The sequence below is a fragment of the Streptomyces coeruleorubidus genome (genome assembly GCF_008705135.1).
Lineage (GTDB): Bacteria > Actinomycetota > Actinomycetes > Streptomycetales > Streptomycetaceae > Streptomyces > Streptomyces coeruleofuscus.
In genome coordinates this window covers 6,611,201-6,627,371 of the sequence record NZ_CP023694.1, presented here as the reverse complement: position 1 = coordinate 6,627,371, position 16,171 = coordinate 6,611,201, and the positions used below count along the sequence as shown (strand labels likewise).

The following is a 16,171-nucleotide window of genomic DNA, read 5'->3' as shown; positions in this document are numbered from 1 at the left end:
ACGCGCTCCCGGCCCTCTTTCGCGGTCACCGCCCCACCGGGACCGCCCGACCCCGCGCCGTCGCGAGTCCCCCACCGGCGCCGTGAAGATGGACTCCCAGACCTCACAGGCATCCCAGCCATCCCATTCGCCCCAGTCACCTCATACGTTCCAGGTCGACCTGCGTGGTCTGGTGGACCTGCTCTCCCACCACCTCTACTCCAGTCCCAAGGTGTACCTGCGGGAACTGCTGCAGAACGCCGTGGACGCCATCACCGCCAGACGCACGACCGAACCCGAGGCTCCGGCCCGGGTGCGGCTGTCCGCGGAGGGCGGCGCCCTGCGTGTCGAGGACACCGGCGTCGGGCTCACCGAGGCGGACGTGCACGACCTGCTCGCCACGATCGGGCGCAGTTCCAAGCGTGCCGAGGGCCTTCAGGAGGCGCGTTCCGAGTTCCTCGGGCAGTTCGGCATCGGCCTGCTGGCCTGTTTCGTCGTCGCCGAGCGGATCCGGGTGGTCAGCCGGAGCGCCCGTACGCCCGGGGCGCCGCCGGTGGAGTGGACGGCGTCCGACGACGGCTCGTACACCGTGCGGACGCTGCCGGACGCCGAGCGTCCCGAACCGGGCACCACCGTGCATCTGGTGGCGCGGGCCGGGGCCGCGGAGTGGCTCACGCCCGAGCGGGTCGAGGCGCTGGCCCGGGACTTCGGGTCGCTGCTGCCGTACGACGTCCGGGTGGGCGACGAGCCGGTCACCGACCTGCCGGCGCCCTGGGACCGGTCGTATCCGAGCCCGGCCACCCGCCGTGTCGCCCTCGCCCGGCACTGCCACGGGCTGTTCGGCTTCACCCCGCTGGACACGATCGACCTGTCCGTGCCGCTGGCCGGCGTCCGCGGGGTGGCGTACGTGCTGCCGTCGGCGGTCAGCCCGGCCCAGCGCGCGGGACACCGCGTGCACCTCAAGGGCATGCTGCTGACCGAGCGGGCCGAACAGCTGCTGCCCGACTGGGCGTTCTTCGTGCGCTGCGTCCTGGACACGGACAGTCTGCGGCCGACGGCCTCGCGCGAGGCGCTGTACGAGGACGAGACGCTGGCCGCCGTACGGGAGGCACTGGGCGAGCGGATCCGGGCCTGGCTGACCGGTCTGGCCGCCGGTGATCCGGAGCGGCTGGCCGCGTTCCTCGCGGTGCACCACCTGGGCGTGAAGTCCCTGGCCCGGCACGACCGGGAGATGCTGCGCACGATGCTGCCGTGGCTGCCCTTCGAGACGACCGACGGGCGGCTGTCCCTGGAGGAGTTCGCGCAGCGGCACCCGGTGGTGCACTTCACGCGGACCGTCGAGGAGTACCGGCAGGTCGCGCCGATCGCGTCCGCGCAGGGCATCGGCGTGATCAACGGCGGCTACACGTACGACAGCGAGCTGGTGGAGGCGCTGCCCTCGGTGCGGCCGGGGACCGCGGTCGCCGAGCTGGACGCGGAGACGGTGACCGCGCACCTGGACGCGGTCGATCCGGCCGAGGAGCTGGCCCTGTCCGGCTTCCTGGCGGCGGCGCGGGCCCGGCTGGACCCGCTGGGCTGTGACGTCGTGCTGCGGGCCTTCCACCCGCTCTCCCTGCCCGCCCTGCACCTCGACGACCGGGACGCCCGGCACGAACAGGCCCGGGCCGACGCCGAGGCACAGGCCGACGACCTGTGGGCGGGCATCCTCGGCTCCCTGCGCGGCAGCGCCCCACGCGCGCGTCTGGTGCTCAACCACCTCAACCCGCTCGTCCGGCGGATCAGCTCGCTGCACGACCCGGAGCTGATCGGCACCGCCACGGAGTCGCTGTACGGGCAGGCGCTGCTGATGGCGCAGCGGCCGCTCAGGCCCGCCGACTCGGCGCTGCTCAACCGCGCGTTCATCGGCCTCCTGGAGTGGGCCACGCACAGCGAGGACGGTCAGGCATGAGCGAGATCACCGACTTCGACGCGCTGCGCCGGGCGATGGCGGAGAACTCCGGGCAGCCGGAGGGCCCGGCCCGCAACGCGCGTGCCGAGGAACTGCTGGCCGCCGCCGAGAAGCTGAACGTCCCGCTCGCCGTGATCGAGGCGCTCGGACACCAGCTCAAGGTCTACAACTACAGCTCCGAGAAGGGGAAGATGTTCGTCCCCTTCGCGCGCCTGCTGCGCATGTGGGACGAACGGCCCGAGAACTTCGACGAGTACGAGACCCACACGCTGCACTGGGTCTTCAAGTGGGTGTCGTCCGGCATGCTGGACCAGCCGCACATCCCGCTCGCGTCGATCGAGAAGTGGCTCGGCGAGATGGAGCACCGCTACCGGCTCGCCGGATACTCCGAGCGGGCCGTGCGCAGCGCCGAGCACAGCGTGGCCGCGCATGTGGGGGACCTGGCGCGGGCCGAGCGGGCGTACGCCGCGTGGCTGGCCGCCGACCGGGACCGCATGTCCGACTGCCACGCCTGCGAACTGCACGGGCAGGGCTGGTGGCAGGCGGAGCGGGGCCGGGACGCGCAGGCGCTGGAGCTGTGGCGGCCGGTGCTGGAGGGCGAGTACGCCTGCGCCCATGAACCGCACGCGGCCCTGGCCTCCTCCCTGGTGCCGCTGCTGCGGCTGGGCCGCCTGGACGAGGCCCGTGGGAACCACCTGCGGGGCCTGCGGCTCGTGCGCGCCATGGAGAGCATGCGCGGCGCCTACGCGGAGCACGTGGAGTTCTGTGCGCTCACCGGCAACGAGGCGCGCGGGCTCGAACTGCTCGCGGAGCGGCCGGCGTACTTCACCGACGACGGGCAGCCGCAGAGCAGGCTGGACTTCATGAGCGTGGTGGCCCTGCTCATGGACCGTCTGACCGGGCTGGGGCTGGGTGACCGGCAGGTGCCCGGCCCGGCCGGCCGCGAGTGGACCGCCCGTGAACTGGCCACGCACGCGCGTGCGGAGGCCCTCGCCCTGGCGGCCCGCTTCGACGAGCGCAACGGCACGACGTACGTCAGCGAGCGGGCACGCGCGCGTATGGAGCAGCGCCCGCTGGTGGAGCGGCTGCCGCTGGGAGTGCGGTCGGTACGGCCGGTGCCGCCACCCGCTCCCCCGGTGGTCACCGCCGCCGCGACCGGGCAGCCGGATCTGCCCGCCCTGCTGGCCGAGGCACGGCGGCTGTCGGACAACCTGCGGCCGAACGCCGTGGAGGCGTGGGCGGCGGTCGCCGAAGCCGCGGAGGGCGTGGAGCTGGACCCGCGCGACCGGGCCGAACTGGCCGACCACGAGGCGATGGGCCTCGGCCCGGAGGGCGCCGCCCTCTTCGAACGGGCCGCGGAGCTGTACGCGGCGGCGGGCGACCCCGGTGAGGCCCTGGCGGCACGCGCGCGTGCGGCGTACGTCCGTGCTCTCGGGGGTGACGTCGACGCGGCACTCGCGGCGGTGTCCGGTCCCCGCGACGAGATCCTCGCGCTGTACGCCGCCGGCGACACCGGGATACGGCAGACGGCGTCCGTCCTGATGGGCCGGGCCCGGATCCTGATGCGCCGGGCGCACGAGGCCGGGGAAGGTCTCGCAGAGGGGGACGCCGAGCGCGACGGCCCGGAGGCGGTTCTCGGCGAGGCCGAAGCCGCTGTCCGGGAGGTCCTGGCACTGGTCGACGGGCGGGCCGGGGAGGACGTGCGGCTGGCCGCGCGGGCCGCCGAGGCGCAGGCGATGCTCGCCGAGCTGGCCGGACTGCGCGGGGATCTGAAGACGGCCGCGGGATTGTTCGCGCGGGGCGCGGCGGCGTTCGTCGCGGCGGGACTGCCGTGGTTCGCCGTGGAGTACGAGGCCCGGCTGGCCTCCCTGGCCCACCACCTCGGCGACATGGCCGAGGCGGAACGGGCGCTGCGGGCGGCCCTGGAGCACGGCGGGACCCAGCTGGAGGCGCCCGGACGGGCCCAGCTGCACCTCCAGCTCGCCGAGCTGGTCGGCGGCCGGGGCGATGCCGTGGAGGCCGCCCAGCATGCCCTGGAGGCCGCGCACTGGGCCGACGAGGCGGGCGAGAGCGCGACCCTGGGCGCCTGGGCCCGGCAGCAGCTCGGCGGATTCCTGCTCCGGCAGATGCGGTGGGCCGAGGCCGCGGAGGTGCTGGAGTCGGCGCTGCCCGACCTGACCGCCGACACGCACGGCGACGGGGCGATCGTGCAGACGCAGTGGTGGCTCGGCGACTGTCTGAGCGAACTCGGCGAGCACCACGCCGCCGCCGAACGGCGTCTCCAGGCCGCCGAGATCGCCCGGCACTGGCCCGAACAGCACGACCACGCGACCCTGGCCCACCTGGCCGGGGAGTCCCTGGGGCAGGCCGGGCTGGCCGAGGAGGCGGACCGGGCCTACGCACGCGCGGGCGGCCTGTGGCGCGAACTCGGCAACGTCCACGGGCTGATCCGCTCCCTGCGCGCCCGCGCCTGGCTGGCGTTGCGCGCGCAGGACGGCCTCGAGGAGGCACGCGCCCTGATGGCGGAGGCGGTCCGGGAGGGCGAGGCGGCACGGGACGCGGCGTCCGACGCGGAGTCCCGGCAGCAGCTCGTCGCCGAACTCGGCCATACACACGGGCAGTTCGGCGACCTGCTGGCCCGTTCCGTCTCCGACGACGCCGACGACGCCTCGGCCCGGGCCGTGTTCGAGGAGGCCCTGTCCCAAGTGCTGCGGTCGGCCGAGGTGTTCGCCTCCCTCGGGGACGCCGCCCTGCACAGCCGCACCGGCGCCGAGCTCGCCGCGGGCCGGCTGGAGGCCGAACTGGGCCGCCCGGACGACGCGGCGGCACGCGCGCGTGCGGTGCTGGCGGCCTACGACGGACGCGACACGTCGGAGACCGACGACGGGGACGGCGACGGCGAGGCGGTGCGGGCCCGGCGGGCGGAGGCGGAGCAGCTGCTCCGGCTCGTCGAGTAGGCGTACGAGCAGGAGTGGCTCCGCCTACTCCACGCCGATGAGCAGCACGGCCCCCTGCCGCCCGCCCCGGTACACGACCGTGTCCACGGCGAGGTACCCCTCGCGGACCCGGCCCTCCAGGTGCTCGGCGATGGTGCCGGGAGCCTCGTCGCCGAGCACCAGGGTGACCATCTCGCCCCCGGCCGCGAGCATGCGGTCCAGGACGGTTTCGGCGGTGGCCGTGACGTCCGAGCCGATCACGGCCACGTCGCCGTCGATCAGCCCGAGTACGTCGCCGGCCTGGCAGATGCCGGCCATCGTCCAGGCCTGGCGTTCGGCGACGGTGACCTCGGCGTAGCGGGTCGCGCCGGCCGCCGAGGTCATCGACACCACGTCCTCGTCGAAGCGGCGTTCCGGCTCGTGCACGGCCAGCGCCGCGATGCCCTGGACCGCCGAGCGGGTCGGGATGAGGGCCACGCGGATGCCCTCGGTACGGGCCTGCTCGGCCGCCGCGGCGGCGGTGTGGCGCAGCTCGGCGTCGTTGGGCAGCAGCACGACCTCGCGCGCGTGGGCCCGCCGCACGGCGTGCACGAGCTCGCCGCTCGCCGGTGGCTCCCCGGGGCGTGCGAGCACGGTGGTCGCGCCGGCCTCGGTGTACAGCCCGGCCAGGCCCTCGCCGGGCACCACGGCCACGACGGCACGCTGGGCGCGCTCGCGGGGAGGCCGCTCGGCGCCGGTGGTGTGCACGTCCCCTGCGCCGAAGTGGGTGATCCGGATCCGGTAGGGCCGCCCGGCCTCGATACCGGCCTCGACGGCGGCGCCCGCGTCGTCGACATGGACATGGACGTTCCACAGCCCGTCGCCGCCGACCACGACGAGCGAGTCCCCGAGCGCGTCGAGCCGCTCACGCAGCCGCTCCACGGCCGTGTCCTCGGCCTCCAGCAGGTAGATCACCTCGAAGGCGGGGCCGTCCACGTCGGCCGCTGCGGCACCGTCGGCACACTCCCCGCGCGGGGCGCCGACGGCCGGAGCGAGCTCTTCGGCGGCTTCCACGCGCGCGTGCGGGCCCCGCTCGTCCGTGTACAAGCCCTGCGCGTCCCCGGCCGGCCCTGCGGGCACACCCGACGCCGAACCGTCCGCTTGACCGGGCACCACGCGCGCGTGCGGTCCCCCAGGGCCCCCAGCGCTCCCAGCCGCCAGGGCTCCGGGCCCCCCGGTCTCGGACACCACCGCGCTCCTCGACCCCGCGCCCACCCGCAGCGCACCCGCCGTCACCGTCGCGGCCGCCTCCCGCGGCCGCTCCCCCGTGAACGTCTCCACCAGCGCCCCGAGCACCGCCACCAGCCCCCGTCCGCCGGCGTCGACCACCCCGGCGCGCTCCAGGACGGGCAGCTGGCACGGCGTCGCGGCCAGCGCCGCGCGCGCTCCCTCATAGGCCGCCCAGGCCACCGTCCCGCAGTCGCCCTCGGCACCGCAGGCCGCGTCGGCAGCGGCCGAGGCGACCGTGAGGACCGTGCCCTCGACGGGGTGGGCCACGGCCTGCCGGGCGGAGTCGGCCGCGTGCCGCAGGGCCAGCCGCAGGCCCCGGCCGTCGGCGTGCGCGCTCTCGCCGCCGGCCTGCGCGGTGCCGCCCTCGGCCAGCACCTGGGACATGCCGCGCAATAGCTGGGCGAGGATCGTCCCGGAGTTCCCACGGGCCCCGATGAGCGCCCCGTGCGCCATCGCCCGGGCGGTGTCGGCCAGCGTCGGCCCCTCGGGGCCCGACCGCGCCGCATGCCCCGCGAACACGGCCTCGACCGCCGCCACGGCTGACTCCACGGTCAGATACAGATTCGTGCCGGTGTCCCCGTCCGCGACGGGATAGACGTTGATCGCGTCGATCTCCTCACGCGCCCGCCCCAGCGTCTCGAGTGCGAGACCGCACCAGGTGCGCACCGCGAGAGCATCGAGGAATGTCTGCGGCACCTGCGCCACTGCGCCTCCTTGAGCTGCTGGACGTGGCACGCAGCGTAGACCGCGGGGCGGTGTCCACCGGAAGTGGGCCGGGAGAGGTCCCCGGCCGACCATGGTAGTTTCATTGCACGGGCGCAGTCGTTGTATGCTGCTCCGGTTGCCCGATCCGAATCGGGCCATTCCCCTGGCAGCGCCACTCAGATCCTCTGAACCGGATCCCGGCATGCCGGGATCAACCGTAAGTGCATCTGAAGTCTTTGGAGTGACCCGTGGCTGCCAACTGCGACGTCTGCGGCAAGGGGCCGGGCTTCGGCAACAACATCTCGCACTCGCACCGCCGTACGCCCCGTCGCTGGAACCCGAACATCCAGCGTGTGCGTACCGTGGTGGGCGGGACGCCGAAGCGCGTGAACGCTTGCACCTCGTGCATCAAGGCCGGCAAGGTCTCGCGCTGACGCTCAGCTAGCGCGCGGCCACTGCTGGTTCGCTCAGAGAGCCGGTCCACCTCAGGTGGACCGGCTCTTTGCCATGTCCTGAGACTGTCCTGATGCTCAGGAACCGGCCCCGATGCTCAGGAACCGTCCCGGAACCGCCAGCCGTGATCAACCGGCCCGATCCCCCCGCCGAGCGCGAACCCGGCCGCGATCGCCCCGGTGACGTACTCCTTGGCCGCCGCCACCGCCTCCGGCACCGAGTGCCCCTTGGCCAGCTGTGACGCGATCGCGGAGGCGAGGGTGCAGCCCGTGCCGTGGGTGTGCCGGTTGTCGTGGCGAGGCGCCCGCAGCCAGTGCTCCTCGGAGCCGTCGGTGAGCAGGTCCATGGCGTCCCCGGACAGGTGGCCGCCCTTGATCAGCACCCACCGCGGCCCGTACCCGAGCACGGCCGCCGCGGCCCGCCGCAGCTGCTCCTCCGACTCGACGCGCACGCCCGTCAGCTGGGCCACCTCGTCGAGGTTCGGGGTGGCGACCGTCGCCACCGGCAGCAGCTTGGTACGGACCGAGTCCAGGGCCGAGGCGGCGAGCAGGGAGTCGCCGTGCTTGGAGACGCCCACCGGGTCGACGACCGCCGGGGCGTCCGTGGCCGCGATCAACTCGGCCACCGCCTCCACGAGTTCGGCGGAGGCCAGCATCCCGGTCTTGACCGCCTGGACGCCGATGTCGTCGACGACACTGCGGTACTGGGCCCGTACCGCCTCCACCGGCAGCTCCCAAGCCCCCTGCACGCCGAGGGAGTTCTGCGCGGTCACCGCCGTGAGGACGCTCATGCCGTGCACGCCGAGCGCGAGCATCGTCTTCAGGTCGGCCTGGATGCCGGCGCCGCCGCCCGAGTCGGAGCCCGCCACCGTGAGGACGTTGGGAATCATGAGTCCATGTCCCCGAAGTGGTCCCAGCCGCCCTTGCTGGTCCACGGCGCCCCGTCGACCGTCACCTGGGGCAGCGCCGACGGGTTGAGGACCTCGCCGATGACCTTCCAGCGGGCGGGCAGCTTCACGTCCGGCGGGAAGGTCGCCACGATCGCGTGGTCCTCTCCCCCGGTCAGCACCCATTGCATGGGGTCGACGCCGACGGCCTGCCCGATGTCGTTCATCTGGGAGGGGATGTCGATCGCCCCGGAGCGGATGTCGATGCGGACCTTGCTGGCCTCGGCGATGTGCCCGAGGTCGGCGATCAGCCCGTCGCTCACGTCGCACATCGCGGTCGCCCCGAGCCCGGCGGCGGCCGGACCCGCGTGGTACGGCGGCTCGGGCCGCCGGTGGGCCTCCACGAAGGCGCGCGGCGACCGGAACCCGCGCGACAGCACCGCGTACCCGGCCGCCGACCAGCCCAGCCAGCCGGTCACCGCGACGAGGTCGCCGGGCTGCGCGCCCGCCCGCGTCACCGGCTCCTGGTTGCGCAGATCGCCGAGCGCGGTGATCGACACCATGATCGAGTCGCCGCGTACGACGTCACCGCCGACCACGGCGGCACCGGCCACCTGGCATTCGTCGCGCAGGCCGTCCATCAGCTCGCTCGCCCACGTCACCGGCAGCTCGGCCGGGACGACCAGGCCGAGCAGCAGCGCGGTCGGTACGGCGCCCATGGCGGCGATGTCGGCGAGGTTCTGCGCCGCCGCCTTGCGGCCCACGTCGTAGGCCGTCGACCAGTCCCGGCGGAAGTGCCGGCCCTCCACCAGGATGTCCGTGCTCGCCACCACCCTGCGGTCGGGCGCGGCCACCACGGCGGCGTCGTCGCCGGGGCCGACCCGGACCGCCGGGGTGGTGGTCAGACGGGAGGTGAGCTCCCTGATGAGCCCGAACTCACCGAGCTCACCAACAGTGCCCTTCATTGCCCTTTCTCCCCTTCTGTCCCTGTCCGTGCCCGGTCGCGAGGCCTCTCGGTCCTCGCTACGGTCGAAGTGACCGTCAAGTTCTGCCGGACCTGCACCCCGGCGCGCAAGACCCGGTCCCCGCAGGTCTCCCCGCGGCGAGCGGCGACGCGATACCGTGGCGTTCCTTTTCCCCACATGATCCTCGTGGCCGCCCTGGAGGTTCCGTGGTACAGGCGTACATCCTGATCCAGACGGAGGTCGGCAAGGCGTCGACCGTCGCCGAGACGATCAGCAAGATTCCTGGAGTCATCCAGGCCGAGGACGTCACAGGACCCTACGACGTGATCGTGCGGGCCCAGGCCGACACCGTCGACGACCTCGGACGCATGGTGGTCGCCAAAGTCCAGCAAGTGGACGGCATCACCCGCACCCTGACCTGCCCGGTCGTCCATCTGTAGCCCCCGTCTACCCTGTGCCGGTGAACTCTTTCCGTCACCGGCACCGCTCTGTGTTCCGCGTTTTCCTCCGCCTGCCCGCTATCGCGCTGTTGATCACTGCTGCGGGCTGCTCCTCAGCAGACGACAGCGCGTCGGCGGCGGTTCCCAGTCCGGACGCGAAGGTCGCGGAACTGTGCCGGAACCTGGACAAGGTACTGCCCGCGAAGGTGGATGGAGAGCGTCGCGAGGATCCCGAGCCCGCGTCGGCGCTGACGGCGGGCTGGGGCAGCCCGGCGATCATACTTCGCTGCGGTGTGCCTCAGCCGCCGAAGATGGTCGATCCGAAGGTGGCCGACGGGCATGATCCGGATGCGGTCGCCGGGGGTGTGAACGGGGTCGACTGGCTGATGGAGAAGCAGGACGACGGGGCGTACCGGTTCACCACCGCCAACCGGGAGGCGTATGTCGAGGTAGGGGTGCCGGAAGGGCTGGACAGCTCCGGTGTCCTGATCGATCTGGCCTCGGCCGTGAAGAAGGCGATCCCCGAGGGGATCGCCTCCTGAACTCCGTCATGTGACTGCCGTGCTGTGAACGCCGTCCTGAGACTGTTCCTAGCGAAGGCCTGTTGAACGGCGCAGCGCCGCCTGCACCAGCCGGTCCACCAGCTCCGGGTAGCTCACTCCGCTCGCCTGCCACATCTGCGGATACATCGAGATGGGCGTGAAGCCGGGCATCGTGTTGATCTCGTTGATCACGAACTCGCCGTCCTCGGTGAGGAAGAAGTCCGCGCGGACCAGGCCCTCGCAGGAGGCCGCCTCGAAGGCGTCGACCGCCAGGCGCTGGACCTCGGCCGTCTCCTCGGGCGTCAGGGGCGCCGGCACGATCCCCGGCGTGGAGTCGATGTACTTGGCCTCGAAGTCGTAGTACGCGTGCGCATCCGGCGAGGGGATCTCGGCGGGGGCGGAGGCCCGGGGGCCGTCCTCGAACTCCAGGACGCCGCACTCGATCTCGCGGCCGCGCAGCGCGGCCTCCACGAGGATCTTCGGGTCGTGCCGCTGGGCCTCGGCGATCGCCTCGTCGAGGCCGGAGAGGCCGTCGACCTTGGTGATGCCGATCGACGAACCGGCGCGCGCGGGCTTCACGAACAGGGGCCAGCCGTGCTCCCCGGCGAAGTCGACGATCTTCTTGCGGGCGGCCGGCTCGTCCTGCTGCCACTCACGGGGCCGGATCACCAGGTACGGGCCCACCTTCAGCCCGAACGAGGTGAACACCCGCTTCATGTACTCCTTGTCCTGGCCCACGGCCGAGGCGAGCACGCCCGAGCCCACGTACGGGACGCCGGAGAGCTCCAGGAGGCCCTGGAGTGTGCCGTCCTCGCCGTAGGGGCCGTGCAGCACCGGGAAGACCACGTCGACCTCGCCGAGCGCCTTGGGGACCGATCCCGGCTCGCTGTAGACGACTTCGCGGCTGGCGGGGTCGACCGGGAGGATCACTCCGCCCTCGCCGGACTCGGCGAGCAGGTCGACGCTCGGCTGGCGCCGGTCGATGATCGCCATCCGCTCCGGTTCGTCCGCCGTGAGCGCCCAGCGGCCGTCCTGGGTGATGCCGATCGGCAGGACGTCGTACTTCGTCCGGTCGATGGCCTTGAGGACGGCGCCGGCGGTGACCACGGAGATCCCGTGTTCGGAGCTGCGCCCGCCGAACACGACGGCCACACGCGGCTTACGAGACGGCTGCTCGGGGCTCTGGGGGAGGTTCTCGGTGCTCATATCGCGTTGAGAGTACCCGTTGGTAAGGCCGGGATACAGCGCCCCCGGACCCGCGTCGCTCAGCGTCGTTCCGGCTTCGCGCTGCGCGACATCAGCTCCTTGAGAGCCACCACCGGAGGCTTGCCCTCGTGCACGATGCCGACGACCGTCTCCGTGATGGGCATGTCGACGCCGTGCCGGCGGGCCAGATCCAGCACCGATTCGCAGGACTTGACGCCCTCGGCGGTCTGCTTGGTGACCGCGATGGTCTCCTGGAGCGTCATGCCCTTGCCGAGGTTGGTGCCGAAGGTGTGGTTGCGGGACAGCGGCGAGGAACAGGTCGCCACCAGGTCGCCCAGGCCCGCGAGTCCGGAGAAGGTCAGCGGGTCGGCGCCGAGGGCGATGCCGAGCCGGGTGGTCTCGGCGAGGCCGCGGGTGATGAGCGAGCCCTTGGCGTTGTCGCCGAGCCCCATGCCGTCCGCGATGCCGACGGCCAGGCCGATGACGTTCTTGACCGCGCCGCCGAGTTCACAGCCGACGACGTCGGTGTTGGTGTACGGGCGGAAGTACGGCGTGTGGCAGGCGACCTGGAGCCGCTGGGCGACGGCCTCGTCGGTGCAGGCGACCACGGCGGCGGCCGGCATCCGCGCGGCGATCTCGCGGGCCAGGTTGGGTCCGGTGACCACGGCGATGCGGTCCGGGCCGACCTTGGCGACGTCGTCGATGACCTCGCTCATGCGCATCGCGGAGCCGAGTTCGACGCCCTTCATCAGCGACACGAGGACCGTGCCGGGGGCCAGCAGCGGGGCCCAGTCGGCGAGGTTGCCGCGCAGGGTCTGCGAGGGGACCGAGAGGACCGTGAAGTCCGCGTCCGCGGCCGCTTCCGCGGGATCCGTGGTGGCCCGCACGTTCTCCGGGAGCTCGACGCCCGGGAAGTAGTCGGGATTGGTGCGGGTGGAGTTGATCGCCTCCACGACCTGAGGGCGGCGCCCCCACAGGGTGACCTCGCACCCGGCGTCGGCGAGCACCATGCCGAAGGCCGTGCCCCACGAACCGGCGCTCAGGACCGCCGCCTTGACCGGCTTGCTCACTTGCCCAGCCCCTCTTCCTGTGCCGACTGTGCCGGCTGTGCCGACTGCACCTGCGATGCCGCCTGCTGTGTGCCCCGCTGTGTCTGCGCCTGGGTGCGGCGCCGCTGTTCGATCCGCTCCCGGCGCGGGTCGTAGGGCATCTCGGGCGCCTTCTCGCCGCGGATCTCCTCAAGCTGCCGGGTGATGGCGGCCATGATGACCTCGGTGGCCTCCTTCAGGAGCTCCGTGGTCATCTCCTGGTCGTAGAACCGCGTGAGGTCCACCGGCGGTCCGGCGAGCACGCGGTGCGTCTTGCGCGGCAGAAGGTGCGGCTTCTTCTCGTACGGCGGCAGGAGTTCGTTGCAGCCCCACTGGGCGACGGGGATCACCGGGCACTTGGTCTGGAGGGCGACGCGGGCGGCCCCGGTCTTGCCGGTCATGGGCCAGCCCGCCGGGTCGCGGGTGAGGGTGCCCTCGGGATAGAAGGCGACGCATTCCCCGCGGTCCACGGCTTCGATCGCGGCCCGGAAGGCACTCAGCGCGTCCGTGCTCTCGCGGTAGACGGGAATCTGCCCGGTGCCGCGCATCGCGGCGCCGACGAATCCCTTGTTGAAAAGCCCGCTCTTCGCGAGGAATCGCGGGACGCGCCCGGTGTTGTACTGAAAGTGCGCGTAAGCGAAGGGGTCGATATGCGAATTATGGTTCACCGCGGTGATAAATCCGCCCTCGGCCGGAATGTGCTCCATTCCTCGCCAGTCCCGCCTGAGCAGAACCACCAGCGGCGGTTTGCAGATCACCGCGGCGAAGCGGTACCAGAAGCCGATTCTGCGGCGGGGCACGCGGACACCTTCCTCTTGGGCCTGATCGGGGGCCACGGGGGGCCGCACAAGTGTCGCCCCAGGCCGCCGGTCTGTCGAGAACACCGTACGCCCCGACACGCCGGGCGCCGTCGGCCCCGGGTGACAATGACCGCGACAAGAGAGGGACGGAACATCTGTGCAGTGGACCTTGGTCGTACCCCTGAAGCCCCTGGCCCAGGCCAAGAGCAGGCTTGCGGACACCGCTGACGACGGGCTGCGGCCGGACCTGGCGCTCGCCTTCGCGCAGGACACGGTGGCGGCCGCGCTGGCGTGCCCGGCGGTACGGGATGTGGCAGTCGTCACGGACGACGCCCGGGCCGGCCGCGAGCTGGCCGCACTGGGCGCCGCGATCATCCCCGACGAGCCGCGAAGCGGCCTCAACGCCGCCCTCGCACACGCGGCGGGAGCCGTACGGTCCGCACGTCCCGAAAGCCCGGTGGCCGCGCTCAACGCCGACCTGCCGGCGCTGCGCCCGCCGGAATTGGCCCGGGTACTCGACGGCGCCGCTCAATTCCCGCGCGCTTTTCTCCCGGACGCGGCCGCAATCGGTACGACTCTGCTGGCCGCCGCCCCGGGCCGGCAATTGTCCCCGGCTTTCGGTATCGATTCCCGGGCCCGGCACCGAGCGTCCGGGGCCGTGGAACTGTCGCTCACCGCCGTGGATTCCGTACGCCAGGACGTGGACACCGGCGACGACCTGCGCACCGCGCTGGCCCTGGGAGTCGGCCCTCATACGGCCGCGGCCGCCGCGCGGTTGCTGATACCCGGGCAGTAGGCTGCGGCCATGCAGGCGACCGCGTACACGTACGACCCCGAAAGCCGCAGCGGGCAGGTGCTCCTGGACGACGGCACCCCGGTGCCCTTCGACGCGGCGGCGTTCGACGCGGGCGGCTTGAGGCTGCTGCGCCCGGGACAGCGGGTGCGGATCGAGGTGGAAGGCCCGGAGGAGGACTTCCGGATCACTCTGGTGACCCTCCAGACCCTCTGACCACTCCCTGAACACACCGCGGGCCGGACTCCGTACGGAGTCCGGCCCGGCGCGTGAGTGCCCCAGCGCCCCTACTTCTTGCGGGCGGTGGTCTTCTTCGCGGTGGTCTTGCGCGCCGTCGACTTCTTGGCGGGCGCCTTCTTGGCGGTCGCCTTCTTCGCCGGTGCCTTCTTGGCGGTGGTCTTCTTCGCGGCGGTGGTCTTGGCCGTCGTGGTCTTGGCCGGAGCCTTCTTGGCCGTGGTCTTCTTCGCGGCCGCCGTCTTGGTGGTGGCCTTCTTCGCCGGAGCCTTCTTGGCCGTTGTCTTCTTCGCGGCGGCCGTCTTGGCGGTCGCCTTCTTAGCGGCGGCCTTCTTGACCGTCGCGCCGGCGCCGCCGGTCAGGCTGCCCTTCGGAGCCTTCTTGACGGAGACCTCGCCGCCGCGCGGCAGCTTCTTCGAGCCGCTGACCAGGTCCTTGAAGCCCTGGCCCGCGCGGAAGCGCGGAACGGAGGTCTTCTTGACCCGAACCCGCTCGCCCGTCTGGGGGTTACGGGCGTAGCGGGCCGGACGGTCGACCTTTTCGAAGGAACCGAAGCCGGTGACGGAGACCCTCTCACCAGCGACGACCGCGCGGACGATGGCGTCCAGTACATGGTCGACAGCATCGGCGGCCTGCTGTCGGCCGCCCATCTTGTCGGCAATCGCTTCTACGAGCTGCGCCTTGTTCACGTCTTCCCCTTCGGAGACATCGCCAGAACGAAAGTGTTCAAGCTTTTTCGCACGTTAGGCAGATATATACCGCAAATCAAACACGAAACGGGCTTATCACCCTTGTGCCGCAACGAACTCGGCGGTGTCGTCCGGTTCAGCGTTCCTCGTCGGGGAGACGTCCCTCGTCGAGGTCCGCGGTGAACCGATCCAGCCGCCTTGCCGCGTCGGCGAGATCGTGCTTGGCCGCGGCCGTAATGACCAGCAGCTTCCGGGTCAGCGCCATCCGTACGCCCTCCGGGACTTGCAGTGCGCGCACCCTTGCGTGCGCTTCCTTGAGTTGGCCCGCGACTGCCGTATAGAGCTCGAGTTGGCCGTCGTGTTCCATGCACAGATTGTGCCATCTGGGGCGAGTTGTCGCCTGCGCAGGGGACAACTGCCGCCTCAAACGGTCTTCCGGGCGCACACGGAAGTCACGGCTGTACATCTCGCGTACCCCAACAACCACCGGCTTAACGTGGGAAGTTGACTGCCGGGTTCAGGGTGGGCAGGGCCGTTCGGGTGCAGAAAAGGCTGTACCCCCGATCGGGCTGATCAGGGGTACAGAGGGGTGTTGCGGTGGCCGAAAGTCGCCTTGTTCAGGGGCGGCGGGTCGTGCTCCGGATCAGACCGGCAGCGTCCGCGGCTTGAACGACGGGCGCTTCGCCTCGTACGCGGCGATGTCCGCCTCGTTCTGGAGGGTGATCGAGATGTCGTCGAGGCCGTTCAGCAGCCGCCAGCGGGCGTTCTCGTCCAGCTCGAAGGAGGCGGTGATGCCCTCGGCGCGGACCTCGCGGGCGACCAGGTCGACGGTGATCTCGGCCTGCGGGTCCTTCTCGGTGAGCTCCCACAGCGCGTCCACGATCTTCTGCTCCAGAACGACCGTGAGCAGGCCGTTCTTGAGCGAGTTGCCCCGGAAGATGTCGGCGAAGCGGGAGGAGATCACGGCCTTGAAGCCGAAGTTCTGAAGCGCCCAGACGGCGTGCTCGCGGGACGAGCCGGTGCCGAAGTCGGGGCCGGCGACCAGGACGGTCGCGCCCTGCCGCTCGGGCTGGTTGAGCACGAACGACGCGTCCTTGCGCCAGGCCTCGAACAGCCCGTCCTCGAACCCGTCCCGCGTGACCTTCTTGAGCCAGTGGGCGGGGATGATCTGGTCGGTGTCGACGTTGCTGCGGCGCAGCGGAACGGCCCGGCCGGTGTGGGTGGTGAAGGCTTCCATG

Annotated in this window: 16 protein-coding genes; 7 read left to right on the top strand and 9 right to left on the bottom strand. The window is 72.1% G+C overall.

Going from position 1 to position 16,171, the window contains the following annotated elements; genetic code table 11:
- Positions 1 to 88 precede the first annotated feature (88 nt).
- Entirely contained in the window at positions 89 to 1,927 is a 1,839-nt protein-coding gene (locus CP976_RS30770) for an HSP90 family protein (RefSeq protein ID WP_150485575.1), read from the top strand.
- Entirely contained in the window at positions 1,924 to 4,884 is a 2,961-nt protein-coding gene (locus CP976_RS30765) for a tetratricopeptide repeat protein (RefSeq protein WP_150483237.1), read from the top strand. The genes CP976_RS30770 and CP976_RS30765 overlap by 4 nt, the downstream gene beginning before the upstream one ends.
- A 24-nt stretch (positions 4,885 to 4,908) precedes the next feature.
- On the opposite strand, the gene CP976_RS30760 is transcribed toward CP976_RS30765, so the two are convergent.
- Positions 4,909 to 6,837 (bottom strand): DAK2 domain-containing protein, encoded by a 1,929-nt coding sequence (locus CP976_RS30760; RefSeq protein WP_150483236.1) that lies wholly within the window; start codon positions 6,835 to 6,837, stop codon positions 4,909 to 4,911.
- Positions 6,838 to 7,085: 248 nt separating this feature from the next.
- Between CP976_RS30760 and rpmB the strand changes: the two genes are divergently transcribed.
- Positions 7,086 to 7,271, top strand: a complete 186-nt coding sequence (gene rpmB, locus CP976_RS30755) for a 50S ribosomal protein L28 (protein WP_004924906.1) — start codon at positions 7,086 to 7,088, stop codon at positions 7,269 to 7,271.
- Positions 7,272 to 7,387: 116 nt separating this feature from the next.
- Here the strand turns inward: rpmB and thiD are convergent, their stop codons facing one another.
- Positions 7,388 to 8,179, bottom strand: coding sequence for a bifunctional hydroxymethylpyrimidine kinase/phosphomethylpyrimidine kinase (gene thiD / locus CP976_RS30750; RefSeq protein ID WP_150483235.1), 792 nt, complete (start codon positions 8,177 to 8,179; stop codon positions 7,388 to 7,390).
- Positions 8,176 to 9,141, bottom strand: a complete 966-nt coding sequence (locus CP976_RS30745; RefSeq protein ID WP_020270061.1) for a thiamine-phosphate kinase — start codon at positions 9,139 to 9,141, stop codon at positions 8,176 to 8,178. Before CP976_RS30745 ends, thiD begins: the two co-directional genes overlap by 4 nt.
- 206 nt (positions 9,142 to 9,347) lie before the next feature.
- On the opposite strand from CP976_RS30745, the gene CP976_RS30740 reads away from it, so the two are divergent.
- Both CP976_RS30740 and CP976_RS30735 read left to right on the top strand, forming a co-directional pair.
- Positions 9,348 to 9,581, top strand: a complete 234-nt coding sequence (locus CP976_RS30740; protein ID WP_003997603.1) for an Lrp/AsnC family transcriptional regulator — start codon at positions 9,348 to 9,350, stop codon at positions 9,579 to 9,581.
- A gap of 20 nt (positions 9,582 to 9,601) precedes the next feature.
- Entirely contained in the window at positions 9,602 to 10,123 is a 522-nt protein-coding gene (locus tag CP976_RS30735; RefSeq protein ID WP_373304910.1) for a DUF3515 domain-containing protein, read from the top strand.
- 48 nt (positions 10,124 to 10,171) lie between these two features.
- Here the strand turns inward: CP976_RS30735 and CP976_RS30730 are convergent, their stop codons facing one another.
- The 3 genes from CP976_RS30730 to CP976_RS30720 are packed head-to-tail and all read right to left on the bottom strand — an operon-like array spanning position 10,172 to position 13,217.
- Positions 10,172 to 11,329 (bottom strand): D-alanine--D-alanine ligase family protein, encoded by a 1,158-nt coding sequence (locus tag CP976_RS30730; RefSeq protein WP_150483234.1) that lies wholly within the window; start codon positions 11,327 to 11,329, stop codon positions 10,172 to 10,174.
- A gap of 59 nt (positions 11,330 to 11,388) precedes the next feature.
- A complete protein-coding gene (locus tag CP976_RS30725) occupies positions 11,389 to 12,399 on the bottom strand; it encodes an NAD(P)H-dependent glycerol-3-phosphate dehydrogenase (RefSeq protein ID WP_150483233.1) in 1,011 nt (336 codons plus the stop codon).
- Positions 12,396 to 13,217, bottom strand: coding sequence for a lysophospholipid acyltransferase family protein (locus CP976_RS30720; RefSeq protein WP_150483232.1), 822 nt, complete (start codon positions 13,215 to 13,217; stop codon positions 12,396 to 12,398). The genes CP976_RS30725 and CP976_RS30720 overlap by 4 nt, the downstream gene beginning before the upstream one ends.
- 157 nt (positions 13,218 to 13,374) lie before the next feature.
- Here CP976_RS30720 and cofC point away from each other — a divergent pair, with 157 nt between their 5' ends.
- Together cofC and CP976_RS30710 are read left to right on the top strand one after the other, a co-directional pair.
- Complete coding sequence (gene cofC / locus CP976_RS30715; protein WP_150483231.1) at positions 13,375 to 14,013, top strand: 2-phospho-L-lactate guanylyltransferase; 639 nt, start codon at positions 13,375 to 13,377, stop codon at positions 14,011 to 14,013.
- A gap of 9 nt (positions 14,014 to 14,022) precedes the next feature.
- Positions 14,023 to 14,226, top strand: a complete 204-nt coding sequence (locus tag CP976_RS30710) for a hypothetical protein (RefSeq protein WP_150483230.1) — start codon at positions 14,023 to 14,025, stop codon at positions 14,224 to 14,226.
- Between the two features lie 71 nt (positions 14,227 to 14,297).
- Here the strand turns inward: CP976_RS30710 and CP976_RS30705 are convergent, their stop codons facing one another.
- From CP976_RS30705 to leuD, 3 genes are all read right to left on the bottom strand, one after another.
- Entirely contained in the window at positions 14,298 to 14,933 is a 636-nt protein-coding gene (locus CP976_RS30705) for an HU family DNA-binding protein (protein WP_150483229.1), read from the bottom strand.
- A 136-nt stretch (positions 14,934 to 15,069) separates the two neighbouring features.
- Complete coding sequence (locus tag CP976_RS30700) at positions 15,070 to 15,300, bottom strand: SCO5555 family protein (protein WP_020270054.1); 231 nt, start codon at positions 15,298 to 15,300, stop codon at positions 15,070 to 15,072.
- Positions 15,301 to 15,576: 276 nt separating this feature from the next.
- Positions 15,577 to 16,170, bottom strand: coding sequence for a 3-isopropylmalate dehydratase small subunit (gene leuD, locus CP976_RS30695; protein WP_059421950.1), 594 nt, complete (start codon positions 16,168 to 16,170; stop codon positions 15,577 to 15,579).
- Between the last annotated feature and the right edge of the window lies 1 nt (position 16,171).